The organism is uncultured Brevundimonas sp., assembly GCF_963974615.1.
GTDB lineage: Bacteria > Pseudomonadota > Alphaproteobacteria > Caulobacterales > Caulobacteraceae > Brevundimonas.
Map to the genome: position 1 here is coordinate 1 of NZ_CAXBDH010000025.1, position 24,509 is coordinate 24,509.

Consider the following 24,509-nt stretch of genomic DNA (forward strand, 5'->3'; position numbering starts at 1 on the left):
CAGCTTCCCCGGCCTGGACCGGATGGACAACCTATTGAGAGCTCACATCTAGCGGTCGGTACGGAATGGCCGGGCGAGCATATCGGTGAGGGTGTCGGATTGCCGCGTGGCCGCGATCCAGACATCGGGCGAGGCTGCGCTTTCGAGCGCAGCATCAAAGGTGCGGCGCATGCTGGCTGTCTCGAAACTGAGTCCGCTGCCGAGGTCCGAGCTTCGCGAAACCGAGGCTACGTCCAGTGGCAGATCGGCTCCGGCACAGAAGGCGGCGGCGACACTGATGGCCTGCCGATATGAAAAGCGCAGCATGGTGTCGAAGCTGCGGATGGCCACGGCAGCGGCATTGCTCGCAGTGGTCTGGGGCGCGGGCTCCAGCACCATGTTGACGATGATATAGACCCGACCGCCGCGTAGCCTGCGGCCCACCTGTTTCCAACGCAACAGGGCGTCTGGCAGCACAAACAATGGCGCGGCGACCCCGCCGTCGACATGCATTTCATCATAGGCCTGTCCGTCTGTTTCGCAGCGGATCATGCGGGGTGGAAACAGGCCGGGCAGACTGGCCGAGGCGGCCAGAATGGTGCGGAACAGGCTCAGGGCCGCGTCTTCCATCCCGGCGGCCTGCCCCTGGGTGGCGATGGCTCCCATGTCCCAGATACTGGCCTGCTGCCGGTCCAGGTCGGTGGTGGCGACGAACAGGCGCCGTCCGGTGGCATGGGCCCCGGCCACGGCCTTGAGCACGGTGTCGTCGATGAAGGGCTCGATCAACCCGTCCAGCGCCCGGGTCGGATACAGGCCGGCACGACGCCCGGGCACCAGTCCCAGAAGACCCAGCCGCCGCTCGGCCCCGCCGCCGGTGAAGGCCTCGGTCAGCCGGTCGTCCCAGTCGGGGCCGAGGAAGGCGAAGGGGGCGATCAGGGCTCCGGTGCTGACCCCGGTGACGATGGCGAATCCGGGCCGCCGTCCGACCCGCGTCAGCCCGACCAGCAGTCCGGCCCCGAAGGCCCCGCCGGCCGCACCGCCCGATACCGCCAGAATGTTGATCGGCTCACGCGCCCACGGCATGCGCGGCGGGGCGATGTGGTCGGCCGCCTCGGTCAGGGCCTCATGCGCCTGGGGGGCCGACAGTCGCACATTGTGGAAGCCGACCGGCTCCCCGCGCACGGCGGGAGGCAGTGTCCGGGTCGAGCGAGGACGGCGGGTTGGCTGACGAGGGGACATGGGGCAGTCATGCCCCGGCGGGGACGGAACGGAAAGGGGGCGGCAGGATCGCAGAACGGACGGTCCGGTGACGGGACCCCCGCCGGGGGTCCCGTTCCGACAGGTCTAGGCCGCCGGTGCGGGCTTGATCAGCAGGGCGTCGATGGGCTGGATGACGCCGTTTTTGGCCAGGTCCTCACTGCCGGTCAGATGGGCGCTGGCCCCGTCCGGCGCGGTGACGACGATGGCGGTGCCGTCACGCGAGAAGGTCAGCAGGGTGTCGGCCATGGTGCGCATCTGAACGATACCGGTGCCGCCGGCGTCGATGGCCGCACCGATGTCGGCCCGGGTCAGGGCCCCCGGTACGATGTGGGCCCGCAACAGGGCCGCGGCCTGGGCCCGCATCGGCTCGGTGGTGAAGTCGGCGTCGCTGCCGGCCGCAGTGAAGGCGGCGTCGGCGGGCGCGAACACCGTATAGGGACCGGTGCCTTCGAGCACGTCGGACAGGCCGGCATTGGTCAGCACCCGCTCCAGTGTGCCGAAGTCACTGTTGCCGTGGAGGGTGGCGGTCACCGTCCGGGACGAGGGCTCGGCGGGGCCGGCGTCGGTCTTGCCGTCACCGCAGGCGGCCAGGGACAGAACCGCGAGGGGCACCAGGGCCCAGTGTACATAGGTCGTCATCTTGGTGTCTCCGGTCGCGGGATCAGGTGAGAAGCTGGATGACGGTCTGGATCAGGCGGGTCTTGGGATCGACCTGATAGACGTAGCCGTCATTGTAGCGGTACTGGCTGGCCGGCGTATCGGCATACTGACCCCGGTAGGCGTAGGGCACATTGTAGACGTCATAGCCGGCCGGCATCGGCTGACCGACGGTCGGGGTCTGCCCGGTCAGGAGGGCGACGACCTGGCTGATGGCCTGGGTCTTGGGGTCCACACCGTAGACGGTGCCGTCGGCGTAACGATAGTCATTCCGGGCGTTCAGGCCGTAATAGTTGGCCAGGTAGGTGGGCACGGGCTGATAGTCATACTGACCTGGCCACGGGTTGCCCGCGGACAGGGCTCCGCCCAGCGCCGGCATATAGCCCAGAAGCGAACCCTGACGGTTCAGACGATACAGATAGCCGTCCTCGTAGCGGTAGTTGAACTCGTCGTTGCGTGTGTTCCACAAGGAATCGAAGCGGGTACGGGTGCTCATTCTGCGCGCCTGGCCCGGCGGCAGACAGCCATTGTCCTTGCGGGCCAGTCCGGGCGGGCAGCCGTTGATCAGGCCACGATTACGATCGTGGCGCAGCATCACGACGGGTCGGCCATCCTCATGAGACATCTCGACCCGACGGTCGTCACGGCGTTCCATGGCCCGTTCGCCGCGGTCGTGGTCGCGGTCATCCTCGCGGTCCTCGCGGTCTTCGCGTCGCGCCTCGACCCGGGCGTTGCGATGGTCGTCGCCGCGGGCCGCCGGTCGAGCCTGGTTGTCGCCGCGATCGCGGCCGGGATTGGCACCCCGATCGTCGTCGTGACTCTCGCCGCGATCCTGATTGCCGCGCTCGGAGCTCCGGTCGCCCTTGTCGTGGTCGCTGTTGCCGTGGCCGTTGTTCTGGGCGGCGGCAACTTGCGGCAGACCCAGAGTCAGGACGAGTGCTGTGGTGAGGGGAAGAAGCCTGTTCATCGGAAGCTCACTGGTGGACCATCGAATACAATATCGATCACAGGCCCAACGTGCTCGCGACCCCGGCGGTTCCGGCGGTGGAGCTGATTGCCCGTCGTCATCACGGTCGCGCCGGTGACTTCATAATGTCGTAATCGTGCACGCGGACCAGTCATGCAACGGACAGTCGACCTCGACCGGAACTCGACTGGCGGTTATTGATGGAGCCGGATCCATAAGGGTTGAATATGAAATGCCGGATCGCCTGATCAATCTCGACGTCGAATTGCTGAGGGCTTTCGTGACCATTCACGAGACCGGGACCTTTACCCGGGCGGCCGAGATGCTCGGGCGAACCCAGCCCGCGATCAGCCTGCAAATCCGGCGACTGGAGAGCCAGTTGCGGGTTCCGCTGTTTGACCGGGGCGGCAAGACCGTCACATTGAGCGGCGAGGGCGCGGCCTTTCTGCCCCAGGCCCGGAAAATGCTCGGTCTCAATGATGAGATCGTGGCCACGCTGGGTGACGGTGATCTGGAAGGTGAAGTCCGCTTCGGGGCCCCCGAGGATATCGCCACACGATATCTGCCGGGCATTCTCGGGGCTTTCACCCGCAGTCACCCACGCATAAGGCTGACGATCAATTGCGACTATAGCCCCAATCTGCTGGATCTGATGTCACGGGGGCAGCTGGACCTGGCCCTGATCAAACGTGAACCGATGGGCCCGGCCGTGGGGGTCAGCGTCTGGCGCGAACCGCTGGTCTGGGTCGCGCTGGATCGGGCGCAGGCCGAGGTGAGCCCGCTGCCGCTGATCGTGGCTCCGGCCCCGTGCATCTATCGCAAGCGTGCGTTGGCGGCGCTGGAGTCCGCAGGGTTGCCATTCCGGCCCGCCTATACCTCGGCCAGCGTGGCGGGCCAGATGGCCGCGCTCAAGTCGGGGCTGGGCGTCGGTGTGATGCCGGCGGCGATCGTCCCGCGGGACCTGATGATTCTGGGGGACGCCCTGCCGGAACTGGCGGATGGCGAGATCGCCCTGGTCACGGCCCGTGGGGGCGGCACCGGCCCGACCGCCCTGCTGGCCAAGGAGGTGTTGCGCAATCTGGAGCGAAGACCTCCGGCTTCATGAGCAGCGCTTATAGACCGTATCAGCAAAGCTGATTGGTCAGGCGGGATTACAGCGGTCATTGAAGCTTGTGCCGCGCACAGCTGCCGCAGTCATTGCATGATCGTGATTGCGGAAGGTTCAGGGTCGTTCGACGCCGGATCCCCACCGGACACATGCCGGGCCGGCGTCGAACACTCACCTGATGGATCCGGCGCTCCCCAGATCTGCTCCCTGTTCAGCCCTGCACGCTCCTTCACCAGCTCGCGCTCCGCGCGTGAAGGCCTGCATCTCGCGCACCGCACAGTCGGGCGCGGTCAGCAGGATGAAATGGGGGGCGTCCTCAACAGTGACGAAACGGACCGGGCCGGCGGCGCGGAAGCGGTCGGCGTGGGCGCGGGCTCCGGCGAGGGGCGTTTTGGGATCGAGGTCGCCCTGTAGAATGAGCACCGGCGGCAGGCGGGACGGGGAGGTCCCGAAGGCGGCGTCGCGGGGATAGGCGAAGCCGGCCCCGCCGGCCAGCTGGGTCGGCAGACTGCTGGTGAACAGCAGGTCGGCGGCCTCGGCGGCGATGTCGGCGCGGGTAAGCGCGGGGCGGGCGTTGTTCTCGGAGGCCGAGATGACGGCGACCAGTGGAATAGAGGACGAGGCACCGACCGCGGCGAAAGGGGCCATCTGGGCCTCCAGTCGAGCTTGGGCCGCCTGCAACGGGACTGTATCCCCGGCGCGGACGCCGGCGATGACCGCCGGGATCAGGGCGCGTGCGTCGGGGCTGTCCAGCAGGCTGCCGAAGAAGAGTTTGGGCTGTTCGCCCGGGAACTGGGCGGCCAGGGCAGGATCGTTGACGACGGCGCGCATCATCGCCTCGGCCGAACCGCCGAGCCGGGCGCGGCAGGCGGTGTCAGCGTCGCAGCGGGCCAGCATTTGCCGCCCGACGGCGTCGACGACCTGCGAACGATGGCTGAGGTCCCATTGGCCGTCGCCCTCGGGCGGGACCAGCGAGTCGAGAATGATGCCGTCGAGACGGGCGGGTGGAGCCACGACCATGGTCCGCAGCACCAACTGGGTGCCGTAGGAGACGCCGTACAGGAAGGTTTTGCCACCACCGTCATGGCGGGCTATCAACCGGCTCAGATCATGGGCGGCGTTGGTGATGGTGAAGGCCTGGGGCCAGGCAGCGCGCGATTCCAGCAAGCCGAAACAGGTACCCCATTCTGCTCCCGCCAGCTCACGCCCCCCGGCGGAAGCCTCAGACTCGTCCTCGGGGCAGACGCGACTGGACGCGCCGGTCCCACGATGGTCGGGCACCAGCAGGTCATAGCCAGGGAAGGCGCTGCGCAGGCGGTCGATCAGGGCATAGAAGCCGGCCCCCGATTCGCCCGGCCCGCCGGCGACCAGCCAGACCTGACCCAGACGGCGACCCTCCGCCGGGAATTGGCGCACGAACAGTTCGGCCTGATCTTTACCGGGGTCGGCGGCGTCATAGGTCAGCGGAGCCGGGGTCAGGGCGCACAGGGACCCGGCCAGGGCCGGATGGCTGCCGGCGTCGGCGCAGGGGGTAAATCCGCGTTCGGCATTCATCGTCCGGGGAGTCGTGGCACAGCCGAGAAGGGACGCCGCAACCGCCGCCAGCAATATGAAACGCATGAGAAATCCTCCGCCTAGAGCGGCAGTCTCACAGCTTCGGACCGGCGGGTCAGGTTAAGTTTCGCTCATGGTGTTGGTCGCGAGGCTATTCGAACTCCACCAGCACATCGTCCGCCGCCACCGGGTCGCCGGCCTTGGCCGACACCGTCTTGACCACGCCGTCGTGCTCGGCCTTGAGGATGTTCTGCATCTTCATGGCCTCGATGATGGCCACCGTTTCGCCAGTCTTGACCTCTTGGCCCGGGACCACGGCGATGGAGACGACCAGGCCGGGCATCGGCGACAGCACCAGTTTGGAGGTGTCGGCGGCGACCTTTTCGGGGAGGCGGGCATAAAGGTCGGCGATGCGCGGAGGCATGACCCGGACGCGGGCCTTGGTGGCCCGGGTGCGGATGTCCCAGCCGTCGGCGACGCGTTTGATCTCGGCGGTGAAGGGGGCGTCGTCCAGCACGGCGCGGAACTGGGCCAGGCCGGGCCGCCAGTCGATTTCGCTGAGGCGCAGCAGGCGGTCGCCGTTGTCGACCTCGAGGATCAGGGCCTCGTCGTCGTCATAGCCGAGGCTGACGGGGACGGGCTCGCGGTCCAGCTGGACAATCCAGTCGATGCGGTCGGACGGGTCGCCGGACTGTTCCGAGACGATCTCGTGCATGGCCATGCCGGTGGCGACCAGGATGTCGCGCTGCAGCGGTCCGGCCGGGATGCCGTGAAAGCCGTCGGGGAATTCGTCGGTGATATAGGCGGTCGACAGCTCGCCCGAACGGAAGCGGTCCTGATCCATCACCGCGGCGAGGAAGGGGACATTGTGGCCGACGCCGGCCAGATGGGTGTCTTCCAGCGCGCGCGACATGCCGGCCACGGCCCCGGCCCGGGTCGGGGCCCAGGCGCACAGCTTGGCGATCATCGGGTCGTAGAACATCGAGATCTCGTCGCCCTCGCGGACGCCCGAATCGTTGCGCACGACATAGGGGCCGCCGGGGCCGGTCTGTTCGCCTTCCTCAGGCTGGTCATAGCGGATCAGGCGGCCGATCGAGGGCAGGAAGCCGCGATAGGGGTCCTCGGCATAGATGCGGCTCTCTATCGCCCAGCCGTCGATCTTCAGGTCGTCCTGACCGAAGGCGAGCTTTTCGCCGGCGGCCGAGCGGATCATCTGCTCGACCAGATCGACGCCGGTGATCAGCTCCGTGACCGGATGTTCCACTTGAAGACGTGTGTTCATCTCAAGGAAGAAGAAGGACTTATCCTGACCAGCGACGAATTCGACGGTCCCGGCGCTGTCGTAGTTGACCGCCCGGGCCAGGGCGATCGCCTGTTCGCCCATGGCGGCGCGGGTCTTGTCGTCCAGCAGGGGAGAGGGAGCTTCCTCGATGACCTTCTGGTTGCGGCGCTGGATCGAGCACTCACGTTCGAACAGGTGGACGATATTGCCATGCTTGTCGCCCAGCACCTGGATCTCGATGTGGCGCGGATTGACGATGAATTTCTCGAGGAAGACCCGGTCGTCGCCGAAGGCGTTCAAGGCCTCGGCCTTCACCGCGGCGAAACCCTCGGCCATGTCGTCGTCGGAATGGGCGACGCGGATACCCTTGCCGCCGCCGCCGGCCGAGGCCTTGATCATCACCGGATAGCCGATCTCATTGGCGATCTGGACGGCGTGGTCGGTGGTCTCGATCAGCCCCATATGGCCCGGCACGGTCGAGACCCCGGCCTCGGCAGCGAATTTTTTGGAGGTGATCTTGTCGCCCATGGCCTCGATGGCGCGGGGATTGGGACCGATGAAGGTGATGTTTTCGGATTCGAGGCGGCGGGCGAAGACCGGGTTCTCGGACAGGAAGCCGAACCCGGGGTGGACCGCTTCGGCCCCCGACTGACGCACGGCCTCGACGATCTTGTCTTCCAGAAGATAGGACTGGGCCGCGGGCGCGGGACCGATCAGGATGGCTTCATCAGCCAGTTCAACCGCCAGTGAGCCTGCGTCCGCCTCGGAATAGACCTGCACGGTGCGGATGCCCATGCGTTTGGCGGTCTTGATGATGCGGACAGCGATCTCGCCGCGATTGGCGATCAGGATCTTTGAAAACATGCGATTGTCCGAGGCGCGTTCTGAAGTGAACGTGATCTTTATGTGAAGCGACCGCCCCGATTAGGACGCGATCGCTTGGGAGTAAACCGGTTCGGGTATTCGCCCGGACAGGGATCGGGCTTGGCAAGGCTGCTCCTGATCGGCTTTAACTCGCCCCATCTTCCCGCGACGCTTCTGGAGTCCAGATATATGCACCGCCTACTCACCGCCTCGACCGCCGGTCTCGCCCTCGCCCTTTGTGCCGGATCGGCCCTCGCCCAGGATTTCCGGGCACTGGCACGTCAGGACCTCCACGCGGCGCATGACGCCCTGCGCGACAATCATCCCGCGGCCGTGCTGCCGGGACCGGCCAGCCAGCCATTCCGCAGCTGGCTGGACGCCGGCCTGACCGATGCCCTGAGCAAGGTCGACCAGATTAACAGTGGCGACAGCCACGCCTATCTGATGCGCTATTATGCCGCCGGATTCCGCGATTCGAATATCGAGATCACCCCCACCTTCGAGGGCATGGGTCCCTATTTCGCTACCAGCTGGCCGGGGATCACCACGGGATGGCGGAATGGTGAATATGTGGTCACCTATGTGAAGCCGGGCGTGCGGCGTGCACCGCCGGTCGGGGCGGTGCTGGTCGAATGCCAGGGCAAGACTGCCGAAGAAATGGCGATGGCCCGCCTGGACCGCTGGGAAGGTGACCTGACCACCGAGGCCGGCCGGGTGCGCAGCGCGCCCTATCTGCTGTGGAACCGTAACAACCAGTGGGCCGGTGGCGTACCGGTGGCCTGTAAATTCAAGGTGGGTAACCGCCGGCCACGCGATTATACCCTGCCCCGGGAAACTGCTGACAAGGCAAGCATCGAGGCGGCCTACCGCTCGACTGTCTACATGCCGGGTGAGGTGCCCCTGGCGGTTGAGCAGGTCAACGGCCGGCCGTGGGTGCATGTGCATTCCTTCGCCGACAGCGCTGGCTGGGATGCTTTCAACGCCGCCATCGAGGGGCAGGTCGCCTCGTTGCATGGCCCGCAGGGTTTCGTGCTGGATCTGCGCGGAGCGTCGGGCCAGTCCTATAATTCGACGACGCGCGGTTATGGTCTGGCCAATCGCATCTGGACCCCGGAGTTCACCGTCAGCCGCCAGCCGGCGGCCGGCGAGATCACCTATCGCGCCACGCCGGGCAACCGTCAGTGGTTCGTCGATACCCTGGGCCGGATGGAGGCGGATCCGCGCTTTGTCCAGGAAAGCATGCCGGTGATCGAGGAAACGCGCTCGGTCATCGCCGCCTTCGACGCGGCCCTGGCCAGTGGTCAGCAGACCTTTACCCTGGCCGGACGGCCGGCTGTGCCGGACACCGGTGCCGCCAACCCGGTTCAGGGGCAGGTGGTCGTGCTGGTCGACAGCGGCTGTGCCGGCGGTTGCCTCGACACGCTGGACCTGCTGACGCGACTGCCCAATGTGCGGCTGGTCGGGGCCACCACGGCGACCGATTCGATTTTCATCGAGCGCACTGATTTGCGGCTGCCGTCCAACTATTCGGACCTGAGCTACGGCCACAAGGCCTGGACCTCGCGCCAGCGCGCCAACAATCAGCCGTTCACCCCGGCCGAGGGCCTGGTCTACCAGGGCGATCCGGTTGATGAGACCGCTGTCCGGACCTGGGTCGGCACGCTGTTCTAGGCTGTTATGCGTTTCGCGCGGCTTGAGCGCGGAGATCGAACGAAAGTCGGGCCGGACGGGGTGGAACCCTCGTCCGGCCCTTCCCATGTGTGAACCATGAGTGAAACCGACGCCCCCCGGAATGCCCGCCACTCGGCCTCTGGCCTTGATCTGGTGCCGCCCGACGCGGCCGAGCGCGCGGCGCTGGAAGCCGATCTGACGCTCGAGGAGAAACGGGTGCTGCTGGCCCACGGCACTGAGGCACCGTTCTGCGGCACCCTGCTGGGTGAGAAACGACCGGGTGTTTTCTGCTGCCGCGAATGCGGACTGCCGTTATTCCGGGCCGCGACCAAGTTCGAGAGCGGCACCGGCTGGCCCAGCTTCAGCGAGCCGGTCGACCCGGATCATGTGACCGCGGTACGGGACGTCACCCACGGGATGGTGCGGATCGAGACGCGTTGTGCCCGCTGTGACAGCCATCAGGGCCATGTGTTTTCCGACGGACCTCCGCCGTCGAGTCAGCGCTATTGCATCAATTCGGTGGCCCTGACTTTTGTGCCCGAGGGCACGGCCCTGCCGGACCCGTTGGGGCGCGGCGACGGAATCGCCTGACCTTGGCCGCAATCGGGGCTAGGATGGTCAGTGTCCAGGAGCCGAGCCCATGGTGATCGCCACCCTTTTTGTCGCCGCTGTCCTCGCCGGTGGTCCCGATCCCGACGGTGTGGTCGCGACCGCGCCGGTGACGATGGTTCAGCTGGACGCGACGACAGTCCCCGAAGTCGGGTCGCCCGCCGCTGCGGTTCAGGCGGCGGCACCGCACGGCCTGACGACCGATCAGCAGGTTTCGCGCTGGGTGGCGGAGCGAACCCCGGAAGCGCGGCCCTTCGCCCTGACAGACGGGGGCGGCCCCGTCGATGATCGCCAGATGCACGGCGTGGTCAGTGTAGGGATCGGTACCGGCGACTATCGCGACTATGCCGTGGGGGTGTCCCTGCCGGTAGGAGAGAACGGGCGTCTGGACCTGACCTACCGTCAGGTCGAGAACGGCTGGCCCGTCTATGGCTATGGCTACCCGGCCTATGGCGAGGGTTATTCCGTCTTCGGATCGGAGAGGCAGGCTGATGATTGTTCGTTCAGCGAAGCAGTATCCATACGTCGACCCGGTTCGACGTCCATGATCGGCGATCGCCGCGTCAGTAACGATGATCGCCGGTGCCGGTCCCGTGTCCCGGTCGCCCCGAAACGCTGAGGTGAAGACCGGAATGACAAAAGGCCCGACCGTGAGGTCGGGCCTTTGTTTCGCAGATGGTGCCGCCGGGGGGAATCGAACCCACGACCTCAGCCTTACCAAGGATGCGCTCTACCACTGAGCTACGGCGGCGAAATCTGAGGAAGCGGCCGTATAGCTAAACCACCCCCGGGGGGGAAGCCCTCTTTTCCCGGGCTTGAACAAAAGTTTCGCCGGGCCTCTGATGGCAACCATGTCCGAGCCCCCCGACGAACCTGCTGAAACCGTTGTCCCGACGGCCTCTGTCGAGAAGACGGCCCGCGCCGCTCGCCTTGCGACGGCCTTGCGCGACAATCTGCGTCGTCGCAAGGCGGCCGCGCCGCCTCGGCCCGCCCGGGATCGCAACTGAAAGTCATCACCTCGGTTCAGCGAGGCCTTTCGCTCTGACCAGCCTCCGGGCTAGATAGTCGACCCCCGGCGCCCCCGCGACGGGCGTTTCAAGGATCCAATGGACAGTATCGCCATCCAGGGCGGCAATCGGCTGAACGGGACCATCCCCATCAGCGGTGCCAAGAATTCCGCGATCAAGCTGATGGCGGCCTCGATCCTGACCGACCAGCCCCTGCTGCTGACCAATATGCCACGCCTGGCGGACACCAAATTCCTGGGACAACTGCTGCGCCAGTTCGGCGTCGAGGTCACCGAGCGCGACGGGGCCGACGGGCAGGAGACCCTGTTCCACGCCCGCGAAATCACCTCGACCTTCGCCCCCTATGATCTGGTTCGCCAGATGCGGGCCTCGTTCAATGTGCTGGGGCCGCTGCTGGCCCGTACCGGTCATGCCAAGGTTTCTTTGCCCGGCGGCTGTACCATCGGCGCGCGGCCGGTCGATCTGCACCTGCAGGCCCTGACGGCTTTGGGCGCGGAGATCGAGCTGGACGAGGGCTATGTCACCGCCTCCGCTCCCAACGGTCTGACCGGAGCCGAGATCGAATTTCCGTTCGTTTCGGTGGGAGCCACCGAGCATGCGCTGCTGGCCGCGGTGCTGGCCACGGGCACGACCGTGCTGCGGCGTGCGGCCAGGGAGCCGGAGATCGGTGATCTGGCGCGCTGTCTGGTGGCCATGGGCGCGAAGATCGAGGGCATCGACACCGATGTGCTGACCATTACGGGCGTGACGGCGCTGGGCGGCACGACCTGGTCGGTGATTCCGGACCGAATCGAGATGGGCAGCTATGCCGTCGCTGCGGCCATGGCCGGAGGCGAGGTGCGGCTGACGCGCTCGCGGCCGGGCCTGATCGAGGCCCTGATTGCGCGTATGGTCGAGGCCGGGGTGGAAGTGATTCCGACCGAGGACGGGGTCATCGTTCGGCGCGACCCGGCCGTGCGGCTGAAGGCGGTCAATGTCACCACCGAGGTCTATCCGGGTTTCGCCACCGATCTGCAGGCGCAGTTCATGGCGCTGATGACCTTGGCCGAGGGCGAGAGCATCATTCACGAGAACATCTTCGAAAACCGTTTCATGCACGCGCCGGAGCTGATGCGGCTGGGAGCCGAGATTTCGGTCCACGCCGGTGAGGCCCGGGTTACCGGAGTCGAGGCCCTGCACGGGGCCCCGGTCATGGCCACCGATCTGCGGGCCTCGGTCTGTCTGGTTATCGCCGGACTGGCGGCCCGGGGTGAGACCACGATCGGCCGGGTCTATCATCTGGACCGCGGCTTCGAGCGGCTGGAAGAAAAGCTGAGCGCCTGCGGGGCCGATATCCGGCGAATCGGAGGAGACGGTCATGAGCACTGACGACGCGTCGGATCCCGCATCCTTCCCACCCTTGCGGCTGCTGGCGGCTGATGGCGAGGATCTGCAGATCATGTCGGCGGCGCTGCAGGATGCGATCCTGCGCCCGGGCGACGTCGTCTGGAATGCGGGTGCCCGTACCGTGACTATCACCCTGTGCCGTTTCTGCTGGGAATGCGGGGGTACCCGCGTCAGGACCGCGATGCAGTTCGGCGATGTGCTGGCCGTCAAGAGCCGGGGTCTGCCGCGCGCCCGCGACGCTGCGCTGGAGTTGCTGGCCGTCGACTTCCTGCCCGATGAGGCTCCGGGCGGGCGAGTGTTGCTGATGTTCGCCGGCGGCGGTGATCTGCGGATCGATGTGGAATGCCTGGACGCCGTGGTGGCCGATCTGTCCGAGCGCTGGCCGGCGCGGATTGAGCCGATCCATGAGGACGACCTGCCGACCGCCGTGGTGCAGCCATGAGTGACGCGCACCGGCTGGCCTCGGTCGAGCTGGACGCAGCGACCCTGCCGGCGGCGACGGCCGAGATCGAGCATGAGCGCCGTGTCGCCATCTTCGATCTGGTCGAGAAGAACAGTTTCGGGCCGGCCGGAGGGCAGGGTGGTCCCTATGCCTTGACCCTGTCGTTGCAGGACAGCCGTCTGGTGTTCGACATCACCGGCCCGGATTTCGCCCGGGCTCATGTCCTGTCCCTGACGCCGCTGAAGAAGGTGCTGAAGGACTATCTGATGATCTGCGACAGCTATTTCGAAGCCTTGCGCGGGTCGTCGGCCAGTCAAATCGAATCGGTCGACATGGGCCGTCGTGGCCTGCACAACGAGGGAGCCGAACTGCTGAAGGCGCGGCTGGATGGCAAGATCGCCATCGACCATGAGACGTCCCGGCGGCTGTTCACCCTGGTGACGGCGCTGTATCGCCGCGGCTGAACTCGACTAACCCGACGTTTTGGTGCATGAGGCGCCCTCTTTTCGGCTCACACTCCGCCCGGTGTGGGCCCCGAACCGTATTTTCAGGGCGCGAGAGGCCGCATGGCTAAGGAAGAACTGCTCGAGTTTCCCGGTGTCGTCAGCGAACTGCTGCCGAACGCCACGTTTCGTGTGACGCTCGAGAACGACCACGAGATCATCGCCCACACCGCCGGCAAGATGCGCAAGAACCGCATCCGCGTCCTGGCCGGTGACAAGGTGCTGGTCGAGATGACGCCCTATGACCTGACCAAGGGCCGCATCACCTATCGCTTCAAATAGGGGCGGGGCGACATGCCCGCCTCCGGGGTCCGCCCCGACCTGATCCTGGCTTCGGCCAGTCCCCGCCGCATAGAGTTGCTGGCCCAGGTCGGGATCGTGCCCGACCGCGTCGACCCCGCCGACATCGACGAAACCCCGCTGAAGGACGAGACGCCGACGCGTCTGGCCGTGCGGCTGGCTCGGACCAAGGCGGCCGTGGTGGCTGCCCGGTCGCCGGGGGCCGTGGTGGTGGCTGCCGACACCGTAGTGGCTCTGGGCCGTCGCCTGCTGGAGAAGGCCGCCGACGAGGCTGAGGCGGCCCATTTCCTGCGTCAGCTGTCCGGTCGCAACCATCGGGTCTTCACCGCCGTGGCGGTGGCCGCCGGGGACAAGCTCATCAGCCGGGCGGTCGACACCCGCGTCAGCGTCAAATGCCTGTCCGAGCCCGAGATCGCCGCCTATGTCGCCTCCGGCGACTGGCGCGGCAAGGCCGGAGGTTACGGCATCCAGGGGCCGGCAGGAGCCTTTATCCTGCGCATCGTCGGCAGCCATCCGGCGGTCATGGGCCTGCCCCTGCCCGAGACGGTCAACCTGCTGTCCGGCATGGGCTGGCGGCGGTCGTGAGCGCGGCGGTCGAGGTCTTCCTCGACGCCATGCCCGGCGAGACCCGGGGCATGGTCTATCGGGACGGTCTTCCCGAACATCTTCTGATTCAGCGCGACAGTGACGTGCCGCAGCACCGGCTGGGCGCGCGTTGCGTGGGGCGTGTCACCGAGGTGGCGGCCGGGCTGCGCGGGGCCTTCGTCGACCTGGGTGCGGGTGAGCCGGCGGGCTTTCTGCCGCTGGGGCGCGAGGTCGCGGTGCGTAACGGAGACCGGATCGAGGTCGAGGTGACGGCCGAGCCGCGCGACGGCAAGGGGCCGGTACTGCGCCGGACGGGCCCGGGGGAGGGGACGCCGCGGCTGCTGCAGGCCGGCCCCGATGTGGCCGCGCAGCTGGCTGAGCTGGCTCCGGGCGTGGCAGTCCAGACGGGACTGGCGGCGATCGCGGCGGGACGCGAGGCGGCCGAGGTGGCGCTGGGTGTGACGACGGTGGTCCCGGCGATCGGGCTGGACCTGGCAGTACAGCGCACCCGCGCCCTGGTCGCGGTCGATATCGATCATGCGCCGGTGGCCGGGCGCGACGCGCGCAAGGGCCGCGAGCGGGCCAATCGCGAGGGACTGGTCCAGGCGGCGCGGCTGATCCGGCTGAAGCGCTGGGGCGGTCTGGTGGCGGTGGACCTGATCGGCACCGGCCAGGACGGGGACATGATCCTGCGCACGGCCAAAACTGTCTTCGGCGGCGATCCGGCGGTGGTGATCGGCCCGGTCAATCGCTTCGGCGTCCTGTCGCTGTCATTGCCGTGGCGACTGCGGCCGATCGAGACTGTGTTGGGCCGGACGGTCGAGGACCGGGCTCTGGACGCCGTGCGGGCGCTGCGCCATCGCCTGCTGGAAGATACGGCGACGCCGCGGTTTACTGCCATCTGTGCCGCCGACGAAGTCGCCGTCGCTGCCCCGCTGGTAGCCCGGCTGGGACCGCGCGCCGCGCTGCGGGTCGAGCCCGGCCTGGCCCTCGGGGCCGCGCGGATCATAGAGGACTGACCATGGCCAACTGCCCGATCTGCCGCCAACGTCCGGCGGTGCCAGAATACAAGCCGTTCTGCTCCAAGCGTTGCGCCGACCTGGATCTGCAACGCTGGTTCACCGGCGGCTATGCCATACCGGCCGGTCCCGAGGGGTCCGCGGAGGACGAAACCGAACCCGAGTGATCTGGGCGGGGCGGAGGACTTCGGGCTCAGCGCCCGGTTCACTCTAAACCCCTATGGACACCCCCGGCGGCCTCGCCTATAGACGCCGCTCCCGCGAGCCAAAGCGCGCGCCTGGGTAGCTCAGTTGGTAGAGCAGCGGATTGAAAATCCGCGTGTCGGTGGTTCGAATCCGCCCCCAGGCACCACTTTTTTCAGCACAAGACAATATTCCCCTCTTTCGGGGGTCTGGCCGATGTTCCCTTGTTTGTCTCCCCGGGGTTTTTCCCGACCTCCGACGCATGTTTTCCGGTTCACGAGGGCCTTTCACAGGGCATGAAAGCGGAAATAGGGACCTGAAGAATATTTAATCATTTAAAGTGCAGTTTGCCGGCTGTCGTGCACCAGCCTGCGAGTTTGCCCTTTGTTGCATTCGTTTCGAATCGTCGTCCTGGCTATTGTTTTCATGGCGATTGCTGCCGGGTCTGCGTCCGCGACGATGGTGGACGCGTCCGACCGGGCGCGCGATCTGGCGACGACGGTCGAGGCCCGCGCGACCCGGACCGATTTTGCAGCCCTGGAACGTTTCGGGGTCGCGGCCCAGAAGATGCCGGGCCGGGAAGGGCTCAATCGTCTCTATCATGTCGCATGGTTGTTCCAGACCCAGTCGGAAACCGAGAAATCCCGTTTATGGAATGAACGGCTGGCCGCGGCCGCAGCCCGGGAAAATGACCGGCGCTATATGGTCGTCGCCCGGATCAACACCCTGGCTGCTCGCTATACCCAGGGCGACGCGACCGTTATTCCCGAACTCACGCGCATTCATGAATCAGAGGTCGACTGGTTTACCCGGGCGCATGCCGCGAGGCTGCTGGCGCTGACGCTGATTGATGACAGCCGTACGGGGCAGGCGCTGAGACTTCTGGCCGATGCCGAGTCGGAAATTCCGTTGTCCGGACCCCAGGTCGACACGGCTCATGCCGGCGTGTGGGAAATCGTCGGTCTCGGGCTGATGCAGTTGCATGACTACGAGGGCAGCGCGGCCGCGTTTCATCGGTTTGAGGTAGAGTTCGCCAACCCCCAATATCCCCGCCCCGATTTCGACAGCGTTTACAACCTCGCCAAGCTGGCCTCCCAGGGGGGCGATTTCGCAACAGCGGACCGTTTGTTGGCCGCTCATCATCGTCTGTCGGTTAGGTCGGGTCTCGACAGTCTCGTGCTTTGGGACGCCGGTCTCTGCGCCCGAATTGCGAGCGACAAGGCTGACCCCGGTGCGGTGCTGAAATGCCTGGAACCGGTGAGCACAACATTACAACGGGCGACAGCCCGGGAGATCGGCCTGCTGGCGATGCGGGCCGATGCTCTGGCCCAGACGGGCGATTCGCGTGCAGCGAGACGCGATCTGGAGGTCGCGAAACGACTCAGCGCATCCAGTGCTGAAAATCCGGAACGGCAACTAAACCTGAGTCGTGTGGAAGCGTCGGTGCTGTTCGCCGAGGGACACTCCCAGCAGGCTTACGCCCGGCTTAGGGACTATGGGCAGCATGAGAGGATTTTATCCGTCCAGCGTTTCGGCAGCGGCATGCACGAAGTCACGGGCAATCTCGAAGCCCAGCTGGCCAGCCGCCGGGCCGCACTGGTCTCGGCCACGGAGCTGGCTGCAGCCAATGCCCGCATGCTCGGTTTCGGACGATGGGTGACTTTTCTGGTCGTCATTCTGCTGGCCACACTCCTTTCGGCATTGATCTGGCAGCTTCGTCAGGGGCGACGACTGAAGCGGGCTACCAGAATCGCTGACGAGGCCAACCGGTCGAAGACGGACTTTCTCGCCAATATGAGCCACGAGATCCGGACGCCGCTAAACGGGGTGATCGGCATTAATGCGGCCCTGGCCAGAACGAAGCTGACTGATGAGCAGGCCGGAATGGTCAAATTGATCGCGACGTCCGGGGAGACGCTCGAGATTCTGCTGACCGATGTCCTCGATCTGGCGCGCATCGAGTCGGGGCAGGTCGATCTCAAGTCGGAGTCGTTCGATTTCGAGGACTGTTTGCATAATGTTGTCGCCCTGTTCGAGCCGGCTGCGCGCGAAAAGGGTCTGGACTTCAATCTGATGATCGAGCCGGCGGCGACCGGGGTGGTCGTCGGCGATGTGGTGCGGGTCCGCCAGGTGGTTTGCAACCTGTTGTCGAATGCCGTGAAATTCACCGGCGAAGGGCATGTTGAACTCAAGGCGGGCCGACTGACGGACGGTCGCCTGTTTGTGACCGTGACGGATACCGGCATCGGCTTTGATGCCGGGGTCAAGGCCCGGCTGTTCCAACGGTTCGAACAGGCCGACGGCTCGATCACACGACAGTTTGGGGGGACCGGTCTGGGACTGGCAATCTCACGGACCCTGGCGATGGCTATGAACGGTTCGCTGGATGTGGAGTCCGAACCCGGTCGAGGATCATGTTTCACCTTCACGCTGGATCTCGCGCGGGTTGGAGACGCCGTTGCCACGGCATCCGAGACGGTGGTCGCGGTGCCGGCCCTGACATCCAGTGAGCAGGCGCGTTCTCCGAGGGTGCTGCTGGCCGAGGATCATCCGGTCAATCGCAAGGTTGTCGAGTTGCTGTTCGATGGGACCGGCGTTGACCTGGTATGTGTCGAAAACGGTGCCGAGGCGGTGGCCCTAGCCGAAATTGAGACCTTCGACCTGATCCTGATGGACATGCAGATGCCGGTGATGGACGGTTTGACGGCGATACGCGCCATCCGCGCACGGGAGGCCCTGACGGGGGCCTGTCGCACGCTCATTAACACGCTCAGCGCTAATGCCATGCCCGAACATGCGGGACAGGCGATCGCTGCCGGAGCTGACGGTCACCTCACCAAACCGATCGCGGCCGAACAGCTTTATGAAGCCCTGGCCAGGGCGCTTGCCGTGCAGCATGATCGACAACGTGCTGAAAATGATGCCGGAGGGACCGATTTGGACATCAAACAGTCCCAGGTCGATCGTGTGGCCTAGAGCGCTTCGGCGGTTGCCGAAAATTCGAAATCGAAGCCAGGATTGAGGCCAGATCCAGGGTTAGCCATTTCAGCTTTCGTCCAGTGTACGAAGCGGACGTGCGCGACCGCTGGTTGTCCCGGCTCGATATGACATGCATTCGCTGGAATCGGAGGATGGAGTGTGCGCAATCGCCTGCAGGGGGAAAAGCGTCTATCCGCACTTGACGCTCCGGTACGGGTTCTTCAAAGGAGCCTGACCGCTTTCTTTGCGAGCGGCCGAATGTCCGAAAGTGTGTTACTGGAAGACAGTCGTCACCGCCGTCGGAAGTCGCAAGGCAACCGGATGCGTTAGAAGGCGTTTCGCAGTTCTCGGTCCAATGGCCGAAACTGCAGACGAAAATTTTCACTGGGTTCGACCGCGCTCGTGGCGACGATCCTTTAGCGTTTCACGAGTCAGACCAAAGCAGGAACTGGCGAACTATGCTCGATTGCAAAATGAAGAACACGTTTCTCGCTCTGGCCGGCGCTGCCGTGCTCATGGCGGGTTCCCCCGTCCTCGCGCAGGACGCGGCCCCGGCGACACCCGTAGCGGCAGCAGCCCCGGCGGCTGACGCAGCGGCTCCCGCGGCAGCTCCGGTTGACGCAGCCCCCGCAGTCGATCCGGCTTCGGTTGGTGAAGCGGTCGGCGGCGGACACGGCAGCAGCATCACCCCGATCTCCATGTTCATGGACGCGGGTATGGTGGTTAAGGTCGTGATGATCGGCCTGGTTCTGGCTTCGGTCTTTTCCTGGACCCTGTTGCTCATCAAGATGTTTGAGTTCGGCGCTCTGGGCCGCACTACGGACCGCTTCCTTGAAGCCTTCCGCACCGCCCGCACGATCGCTGACATGCGCCGCGTCGCCACTTCGGACGATTTCGACGGTAATCCGCTGGCCGACATGGCCGCCGCGGCCACCGAGGAAATCGAACTGTCGCGTCAGGCCGGCTTGAGCGTCACCGGTGATCACCGTGACTCGGCCCTGCTCCGTGCCCAGACCGCTGTTGCGGCTGTCCAGGCCGGTCTCGCAGGTCGCCTGTCCGGCGGTCAGCAGTTCCTGGCCTCGGTCGGTTCGACCGGCCCGTTCGTGGGTCTGTTCGGTACCGTTTACGGGATCATGAACTCCTTCATCGGTATCGCCGAGTCCAACACCACCAACCTGGCGGTCGTGGCTCCCGGTATCGCCGAGGCGCTGCTCGCCACCGGTATCGGCCTGTTCGCCGCTATCCCGGCGGTTATCTTCTACAACTATTTCAACACCCGTATCTCGGCTTACGGCACGCGGTCTGACGGCTTCAACGCCGAACTGATCAACGCCATCTCGCGTCAACTCGACAAGGGAGCGTAAGACGGATGGCCGCCAAGCTTTCAGGTTCCGGCGGCGGGAAGTATCACGTCGAGGCGAACGCCGAGATCAACGTCACCCCTTTCGTTGATATCATGCTCGTTCTCCTGATCATCTTCATGGTGGCGGCTCCCCTCGCCACCGTGTCGGTGCCGGTGACCCTTCCGCAAGCCGTCGCACCGCCTGCGCCAAATCCGCCGAAGCCGATCTTCATCTCGATCCAGGATGACGGCGATGTCTTCATCGGCGATTTCAGATCGGACGTCGGCAGCCTCGGCGCGGACCTGACGGCCCAGATTGGCCGTAGGAGCCCCGCTGACGAGCGGATATTCATCCGCGCGGACCAGCAGACACGGTACGGTGACTTCATGCAGGTCATGAACGCTCTTCAGGACAACGGCTTTTACAGCGTTGCCCTGGTCGGCGAAGACCAATCATTTTAGAGGTCGGTCGAGAGTATGACAGCTGAAACCCACGCCCATCGCGATCCGATTCTGGATCCACCGCGGAAAAAGAAAAAGGGCCTGTCTACAGGCGCACTGATCGGCATTGGTATGTCGGTTATGTTCCACCTGCTGGCCGGTTTCTGGCTCTACAACGAGAAGTTCAAGTTGAAGGAATTCAACTACAGCGACGACGCCGTCGATGTGGAACTGATCGAACCCGCGCCGCCGCCACCGCCACCGCCACCGCCGCCGCCGCCGCCTGACACGCCGCCTCCGCCCAAGCTTCAGGTGCGCGAGCCGGTGATCAACACCCAGGCCCCGCCGCCGCCGGTTACGTTGCCGATCGAGCCGACGAAGAAGGAAGATCGGGTCGAGTACAGGGGTCCCCCTGTGATCGTTCCCGGACCGCCGCCTCCGCCGGCACCTCCGGCACCGCCGCGTCCCTCGGTGATCACCAATGTGCGTTGGGACAGGCCTCCTCGTCCCACCGCCGCGGATTTTCCCGATCGCGCTTTGCAGCGGGAAGTCAGCGGGTCGGCAACGGTTGAGTGCACCGCCCGGCCCGATGGCCAGGCCTCTAACTGCCGGGTGATTAGTGAAGAGCCTCCAGGTTACGGGTTCGGTCGAGCTGCTGTACGTATCGCCCAGCGCGGACGACTGTCGCCGCAAACCGTGGATGGTGCTGCCGTCGGCGCTACCTTCCGTGTGAGGGTCCCCTTCAACCTGGGTGACTAAGCTATCGGATTGCAAAAGAACGCCCCGGAGCTCGCTCCGGGGCGTTTTTGTTTGTGCGACTGGAAAAGACAGGGAGCCACAGCGAACCTGAGGCGTTAGCCCTGTTCAATTCCCGGAGGACCATCATGAACTCATCGCGCCTGGCCTTGGCTGCCGCCCTTTCCGCCCTGACCCTGTCCGGTTGCGCCTACAACGAAACCTTGGGCCGCAATCAACTTGTGATCGTTGATGACGCCTCGTTGAACCGTCAGGCTGACGCCGCATGGGCTGAAGCCTTGCGCACCCAGCCGGTTTCCCGCGACGCGGCCCTGAACACACGCGTTCGGCGGGTCGGAGACAGAATCGTTCGGGCAGCGGGACTCGGGGACAGCAACTGGGAATACGCCGTCTTCGTCAGCGACAGCCCCAATGCCTTTGTGCTGCCGTCGCACAAGATCGGAGTCAGCACCGGGTTGCTGGCCCTGGTCCGCAATGACGACCAGCTCGCCACGGTGATCGGCCACGAGGTCGGTCACGTGGTGGCCCGCCACGGGGCCGAACGGGCCTCCAGCAATGCGCTGGGTGGCCTGGTCCAGGGTGTAGCCGGGGAATATGGCCAGACCGCCGGCGGTCTGGCCGGCGTGTTTACCCAATACGGCTTCCTGTTGCGCTATTCGCGGCGCGACGAGCTGGAGGCCGATCGCCTCGGCGTGGACTATCTGGCAGCCGCCGGCTTCAAGCCCTCGGAGGCCGTAGCCCTGTGGCGGTTGATGGCGGCGCAGCGTCAGACTTCGGTGCCGGAATTCGCCTCGACCCACCCGTCAGACGCCTCCCGCATCGCCGCGCTGGAGCAGTATATCGCCAGCCGCGGCTGGAACTGACCCGACCCCTGGCATAAATCCCGACCCGGTCGCTTGATCGGGTCGGTCAGGCCCGCTAGAGAACGCCCCTCGCGTCGATAGCGCCGCCTTAGCTCAGTTGGTTAGAGCGCCGGTTTGTGGAACCGGAGGTCCTCAGTTCAAGCCTGAGAGGCGGTACCATCGACAGCGCATGCCGAGGGGGTTTCCGGCCATGATCGATGTGCCCCCGATTTGGGATCCCCGACAGTACAGTCGTTTCGAGTCCGAGCGGGATCGAGCGGCGCATGATCTGCTGCAGCGTCTGCCGGATGATCTGAATCCTCGCGTCATCTGGGACCTGGGCTGCGGTGCCGGTCAGCATGCGGTGACCCTGAAAGGTCGTTACCCCGAGGCCGTGGTGCAGGGGCTGGACAGCAGCGCCGCGATGCTGGAGCAGGCTCGGACGCGTTCGACTGACATCGGCTGGAGACAGGGCGACATCGTTGACTGGGTACCGGACCGGCCGGTCGATCTGATCCTGGCCAATGCCGCGCTGCATTGGCTGCCTGACCATGAGGGATTGCTGGCGCGGTTGGCCGCCACCCTCGCGCCGGGTGGCGTGCTGGCGGTGCAGATGCCGATGGCGCACGAAACCCGCCATCATGTGCTGATGCGCGAGGTCGCCTCCCGGGAACCCTGGGCATCCCGGCTGGCGGGGATTGGAACCATAGCGCCGTTGCTGACGCCTGAGGCCTATTATGACGTGCTGGCACGGAGCTGTTCGACCGTCGATATCTGGTCGACCACCTACCTCCACGTCCTGATCGGCCCGGACGCGGTACTGGAATGGATGAAGGGCACGGCGCTGCGACCCTGTCTGACGGCACTGGACGGCACGCCTATGCGGTCGGCTTTCCTTTCGGCCTTCGCCGCGGCGCTTTTACCGGCTTTCCCCCCGCGCGCAGACGGGATGACCCTGTTGCGGTTTCCACGCCTGTTTCTTCTGGCGCAGAAGCGTTGATCAATTTGCGGCGGCGCAAGTCAGTGACCGGCCCTTCGATACCCGCCAGCACGGCCTTTGTCGCGGTATAGCCGGCAGTGGCCGCCGGCTCGAAAGCTTTCCAGTCGCGAATGTCGACTCCTTCGGGCGTCGGCTGGATCAGCACATCGGTCGCGGCGCGCGACTGTTCCAGATCGGCCTCTGAGGTCAAGGTCGCGGCTCGCATCAGGACCGAAACGATCGGCGGGCCGCGCTTCCAGGCCCCGGAGACGATCAACTCCCAGATTGAGGGCGGATTCTGCAACAGGACAGGGTCGACGCCGCGGGTGCGCGAGACGTCGCTGCCGATGATCGGCCCGGCATTCATCTGTCGCATGACATCGGCCGGGAAATTCTTGAGTACGGCCCCGTCGACCAGCACCTGACCGTCAATCACCACCGGGGGCATGACGCCCGGAATGGCGATGCTGGCGCGCATGGCCAGTCGCATCAGACCGCGACGATGAACCTCGATTCGTCCCGAGGTGAGATTGGTCGAGACGGCGAAGAAGGGGCGCACCAGATCGGCCAGGTCGACGTCGCCGTAGGCCTCTTCCAGCAGGTCGGCGACCTTGGCCGCGCGGGTCATGGCGATGATCGGAAAGGTGATGTCCGCGAGCGGGTCACTGTCGACGAAGGCCCGGCAGATGCGGGCCTCGAGTTCTTCCTGCGACCAGCCCAGCGCCGGGCCGGCGGCGACGATGGCCCCCATAGACGAACCACCGACGAAATCGATGGGGATGCTCGCCTCGTTCAGCGCCCGCAACACACCGACATGAGCATAGGCCCGGGCCCCGCCGCCGGAGAATACCACGCCGACCGCCGTGCCGGTCACTACCCGGGCAATCCGTTCGGCGTCGGCGGCGACTCCCTCCATTACATGGAACCAGCGGCCCGGCTGAACTGTGTCGAGCCAGATGGCCGTATTGGCCGGCCGGGTCATGCGAGGATCCCTGAGCAGGATCAGGTCGGTGCGCTGCTGGGCGTCCAGTACGCCCTTGTGGGGTAGGGGACGGGTCGGTGGGGCCAGCAGGGTGTTGCCGACGATGAATAGCCGGTCGACCTGGCGGGCGCACAGATTGGCCCAGGTCGCCTCTTCGGATTCGGCGGCATAGAGGACGAAGTCGTGGGTATCCTCGACGCGTGAGAACCACTCCGACGCCGAACTGAGCGCAGAACTGTCGATGACCTGACAGGTGAAATCCTGACGTCGGATCGCCGCGGCCACCTGTTCGACGAAGGCACGGATCGGACGGGGCCGGGCGGCGATGAAACCGAATACGCTGGGCTCACCGCCGCCGGCGGTACGATCGCGGGCGCGCTGGATCATCAGGCGCGACAGTTCGACCATCAGATCGGGTTCGGTACGCGCCGCCTCGAAGAAGGCCTCGCGTGGCAGGGCGACCATCTGGGAGTCGCGCAGGGCCACGACCCCGGCCGTGTGCGGTGTTCCGGCCAGCATGGCCATTTCGCCGACCGGTTCGCCCGGACGAATGACCCCGACGAGATTCGGTGGTTGGCCCTCTTCGTGGCGAAACACGCCGAGACGGCCCGAGCGCAGCAGATACAGGGTGTCAGACGGGTCGCCGGCGTTGAACAGGGGTTCGCCGCCAGTCAGGGCGAACCAGCTGGCGTGGGTATTGGTACCGCCGTCAAAGATGCGGTGGAGGGCATGTTCCAGCCGGTTGGAGCGGGTCGGAGCCATGACCTCAGTTAGCGCCGATTCGCTTATGC

Annotated in this window: 23 protein-coding genes, 3 tRNA genes and 1 pseudogene; 20 read left to right on the top strand and 7 right to left on the bottom strand. The window is 65.7% G+C overall.

All coding sequences use genetic code 11. The annotated features are described in order from the left end of the window. Window positions 1-48: 48 nt before the first annotated feature. From AAC050_RS13805 to AAC050_RS13815, 3 genes are all read right to left on the bottom strand, one after another. Entirely contained in the window at window positions 49-1,218 is a 1,170-nt protein-coding gene (locus tag AAC050_RS13805; protein ID WP_339915672.1) for a patatin-like phospholipase family protein, read from the bottom strand. Window positions 1,219-1,323: 105 nt separating this feature from the next. Continuing rightward, entirely contained in the window at window positions 1,324-1,878 is a 555-nt protein-coding gene (locus AAC050_RS13810) for a fasciclin domain-containing protein (protein WP_339915673.1), read from the bottom strand. A 22-nt stretch (window positions 1,879-1,900) separates the two neighbouring features. Continuing rightward, a complete protein-coding gene (locus AAC050_RS13815) occupies window positions 1,901-2,863 on the bottom strand; it encodes a hypothetical protein (RefSeq protein ID WP_339915674.1) in 963 nt (320 codons plus the stop codon). A 232-nt stretch (window positions 2,864-3,095) separates the two neighbouring features. On the opposite strand from AAC050_RS13815, the gene AAC050_RS13820 reads away from it, so the two are divergent. Continuing rightward, window positions 3,096-3,968 (top strand): LysR substrate-binding domain-containing protein, encoded by an 873-nt coding sequence (locus tag AAC050_RS13820; RefSeq protein ID WP_339915675.1) that lies wholly within the window; start codon window positions 3,096-3,098, stop codon window positions 3,966-3,968. A gap of 174 nt (window positions 3,969-4,142) precedes the next feature. Here the strand turns inward: AAC050_RS13820 and AAC050_RS13825 are convergent, their stop codons facing one another. Together AAC050_RS13825 and AAC050_RS13830 are read right to left on the bottom strand one after the other, a co-directional pair. Then, on the bottom strand, window positions 4,143-5,591 hold the full coding sequence (locus AAC050_RS13825) for an alpha/beta fold hydrolase (RefSeq protein WP_339915676.1): 1,449 nt from the start codon (window positions 5,589-5,591) through the stop codon (window positions 4,143-4,145). An 85-nt stretch (window positions 5,592-5,676) separates the two neighbouring features. After that, complete coding sequence (locus AAC050_RS13830; protein ID WP_339915677.1) at window positions 5,677-7,671, bottom strand: acetyl/propionyl/methylcrotonyl-CoA carboxylase subunit alpha; 1,995 nt, start codon at window positions 7,669-7,671, stop codon at window positions 5,677-5,679. A gap of 189 nt (window positions 7,672-7,860) precedes the next feature. Here AAC050_RS13830 and AAC050_RS13835 point away from each other — a divergent pair, with 189 nt between their 5' ends. From AAC050_RS13835 to AAC050_RS13845, 3 genes are all read left to right on the top strand, one after another. Beyond that, a complete protein-coding gene (locus AAC050_RS13835; protein WP_339915678.1) occupies window positions 7,861-9,342 on the top strand; it encodes a hypothetical protein in 1,482 nt (493 codons plus the stop codon). A gap of 96 nt (window positions 9,343-9,438) precedes the next feature. Continuing rightward, complete coding sequence (gene msrB / locus AAC050_RS13840; protein WP_339915679.1) at window positions 9,439-9,933, top strand: peptide-methionine (R)-S-oxide reductase MsrB; 495 nt, start codon at window positions 9,439-9,441, stop codon at window positions 9,931-9,933. 49 nt (window positions 9,934-9,982) lie between these two features. Beyond that, window positions 9,983-10,570: a hypothetical protein gene (locus AAC050_RS13845; RefSeq protein WP_339915680.1), complete on the top strand. Its 588-nt coding sequence runs from the start codon at window positions 9,983-9,985 to the stop codon at window positions 10,568-10,570. A gap of 57 nt (window positions 10,571-10,627) precedes the next feature. Here AAC050_RS13845 and AAC050_RS13850 read toward each other — a convergent pair. Continuing rightward, window positions 10,628-10,702 (bottom strand) — tRNA-Thr (locus tag AAC050_RS13850). Between the two features lie 100 nt (window positions 10,703-10,802). On the opposite strand from AAC050_RS13850, the gene AAC050_RS13855 reads away from it, so the two are divergent. From AAC050_RS13855 to AAC050_RS13930, 16 genes and pseudogenes are all read left to right on the top strand, one after another. Then, the gene (locus AAC050_RS13855) at window positions 10,803-10,958 is read left to right on the top strand and encodes a hypothetical protein (RefSeq protein ID WP_339915681.1); all 156 of its coding nucleotides are present in this window, start codon (window positions 10,803-10,805) and stop codon (window positions 10,956-10,958) included. Between the two features lie 99 nt (window positions 10,959-11,057). Then, entirely contained in the window at window positions 11,058-12,347 is a 1,290-nt protein-coding gene (gene murA / locus AAC050_RS13860) for a UDP-N-acetylglucosamine 1-carboxyvinyltransferase (RefSeq protein ID WP_339915682.1), read from the top strand. Beyond that, window positions 12,337-12,807: a DUF2948 family protein gene (locus AAC050_RS13865; protein ID WP_339915683.1), complete on the top strand. Its 471-nt coding sequence runs from the start codon at window positions 12,337-12,339 to the stop codon at window positions 12,805-12,807. Before murA ends, AAC050_RS13865 begins: the two co-directional genes overlap by 11 nt. Next, window positions 12,804-13,271, top strand: coding sequence for a UPF0262 family protein (locus tag AAC050_RS13870; RefSeq protein WP_339915684.1), 468 nt, complete (start codon window positions 12,804-12,806; stop codon window positions 13,269-13,271). Before AAC050_RS13865 ends, AAC050_RS13870 begins: the two co-directional genes overlap by 4 nt. A gap of 102 nt (window positions 13,272-13,373) precedes the next feature. Beyond that, entirely contained in the window at window positions 13,374-13,592 is a 219-nt protein-coding gene (gene infA, locus AAC050_RS13875; protein WP_003164348.1) for a translation initiation factor IF-1, read from the top strand. A 12-nt stretch (window positions 13,593-13,604) separates the two neighbouring features. Further along, window positions 13,605-14,195, top strand: coding sequence for a nucleoside triphosphate pyrophosphatase (locus tag AAC050_RS13880; protein ID WP_339915685.1), 591 nt, complete (start codon window positions 13,605-13,607; stop codon window positions 14,193-14,195). Next, complete coding sequence (locus tag AAC050_RS13885) at window positions 14,192-15,214, top strand: ribonuclease E/G (protein ID WP_339915686.1); 1,023 nt, start codon at window positions 14,192-14,194, stop codon at window positions 15,212-15,214. Before AAC050_RS13880 ends, AAC050_RS13885 begins: the two co-directional genes overlap by 4 nt. Before the next feature lie 2 nt (window positions 15,215-15,216). Then, window positions 15,217-15,381 carry a DNA gyrase inhibitor YacG gene (gene yacG, locus AAC050_RS13890; protein ID WP_339915687.1) on the top strand — a complete coding sequence of 55 codons (165 nt, stop codon included), beginning with the start codon at window positions 15,217-15,219 and terminating at the stop codon, window positions 15,379-15,381. A 109-nt stretch (window positions 15,382-15,490) separates the two neighbouring features. Further along, window positions 15,491-15,566 (top strand) — tRNA-Phe (locus tag AAC050_RS13895). A gap of 257 nt (window positions 15,567-15,823) precedes the next feature. Then, complete coding sequence (locus AAC050_RS13900) at window positions 15,824-18,373, top strand: ATP-binding protein (RefSeq protein WP_339915688.1); 2,550 nt, start codon at window positions 15,824-15,826, stop codon at window positions 18,371-18,373. Between the two features lie 461 nt (window positions 18,374-18,834). Further along, a complete protein-coding gene (locus tag AAC050_RS13905) occupies window positions 18,835-19,740 on the top strand; it encodes a MotA/TolQ/ExbB proton channel family protein (protein WP_339915689.1) in 906 nt (301 codons plus the stop codon). Window positions 19,741-19,745: 5 nt separating this feature from the next. After that, window positions 19,746-20,180, top strand: coding sequence for a biopolymer transporter ExbD (locus tag AAC050_RS13910; protein ID WP_339915690.1), 435 nt, complete (start codon window positions 19,746-19,748; stop codon window positions 20,178-20,180). 15 nt (window positions 20,181-20,195) lie between these two features. Next, complete coding sequence (locus AAC050_RS13915) at window positions 20,196-20,918, top strand: energy transducer TonB (RefSeq protein WP_339915691.1); 723 nt, start codon at window positions 20,196-20,198, stop codon at window positions 20,916-20,918. 125 nt (window positions 20,919-21,043) lie between these two features. Next, entirely contained in the window at window positions 21,044-21,778 is a 735-nt protein-coding gene (locus AAC050_RS13920; protein ID WP_339915692.1) for a M48 family metallopeptidase, read from the top strand. An 82-nt stretch (window positions 21,779-21,860) separates the two neighbouring features. Beyond that, window positions 21,861-21,937 (top strand) — tRNA-His (locus AAC050_RS13925). A gap of 31 nt (window positions 21,938-21,968) precedes the next feature. Then, window positions 21,969-22,388: pseudogene (locus tag AAC050_RS13930) on the top strand (methyltransferase domain-containing protein); the annotation flags it as partial. A 247-nt stretch (window positions 22,389-22,635) separates the two neighbouring features. On the opposite strand, the gene AAC050_RS13935 reads toward AAC050_RS13930, so the two are convergent. Beyond that, a complete protein-coding gene (locus AAC050_RS13935) occupies window positions 22,636-24,480 on the bottom strand; it encodes a patatin-like phospholipase family protein (RefSeq protein WP_339915693.1) in 1,845 nt (614 codons plus the stop codon). Window positions 24,481-24,509 lie beyond the last annotated feature (29 nt).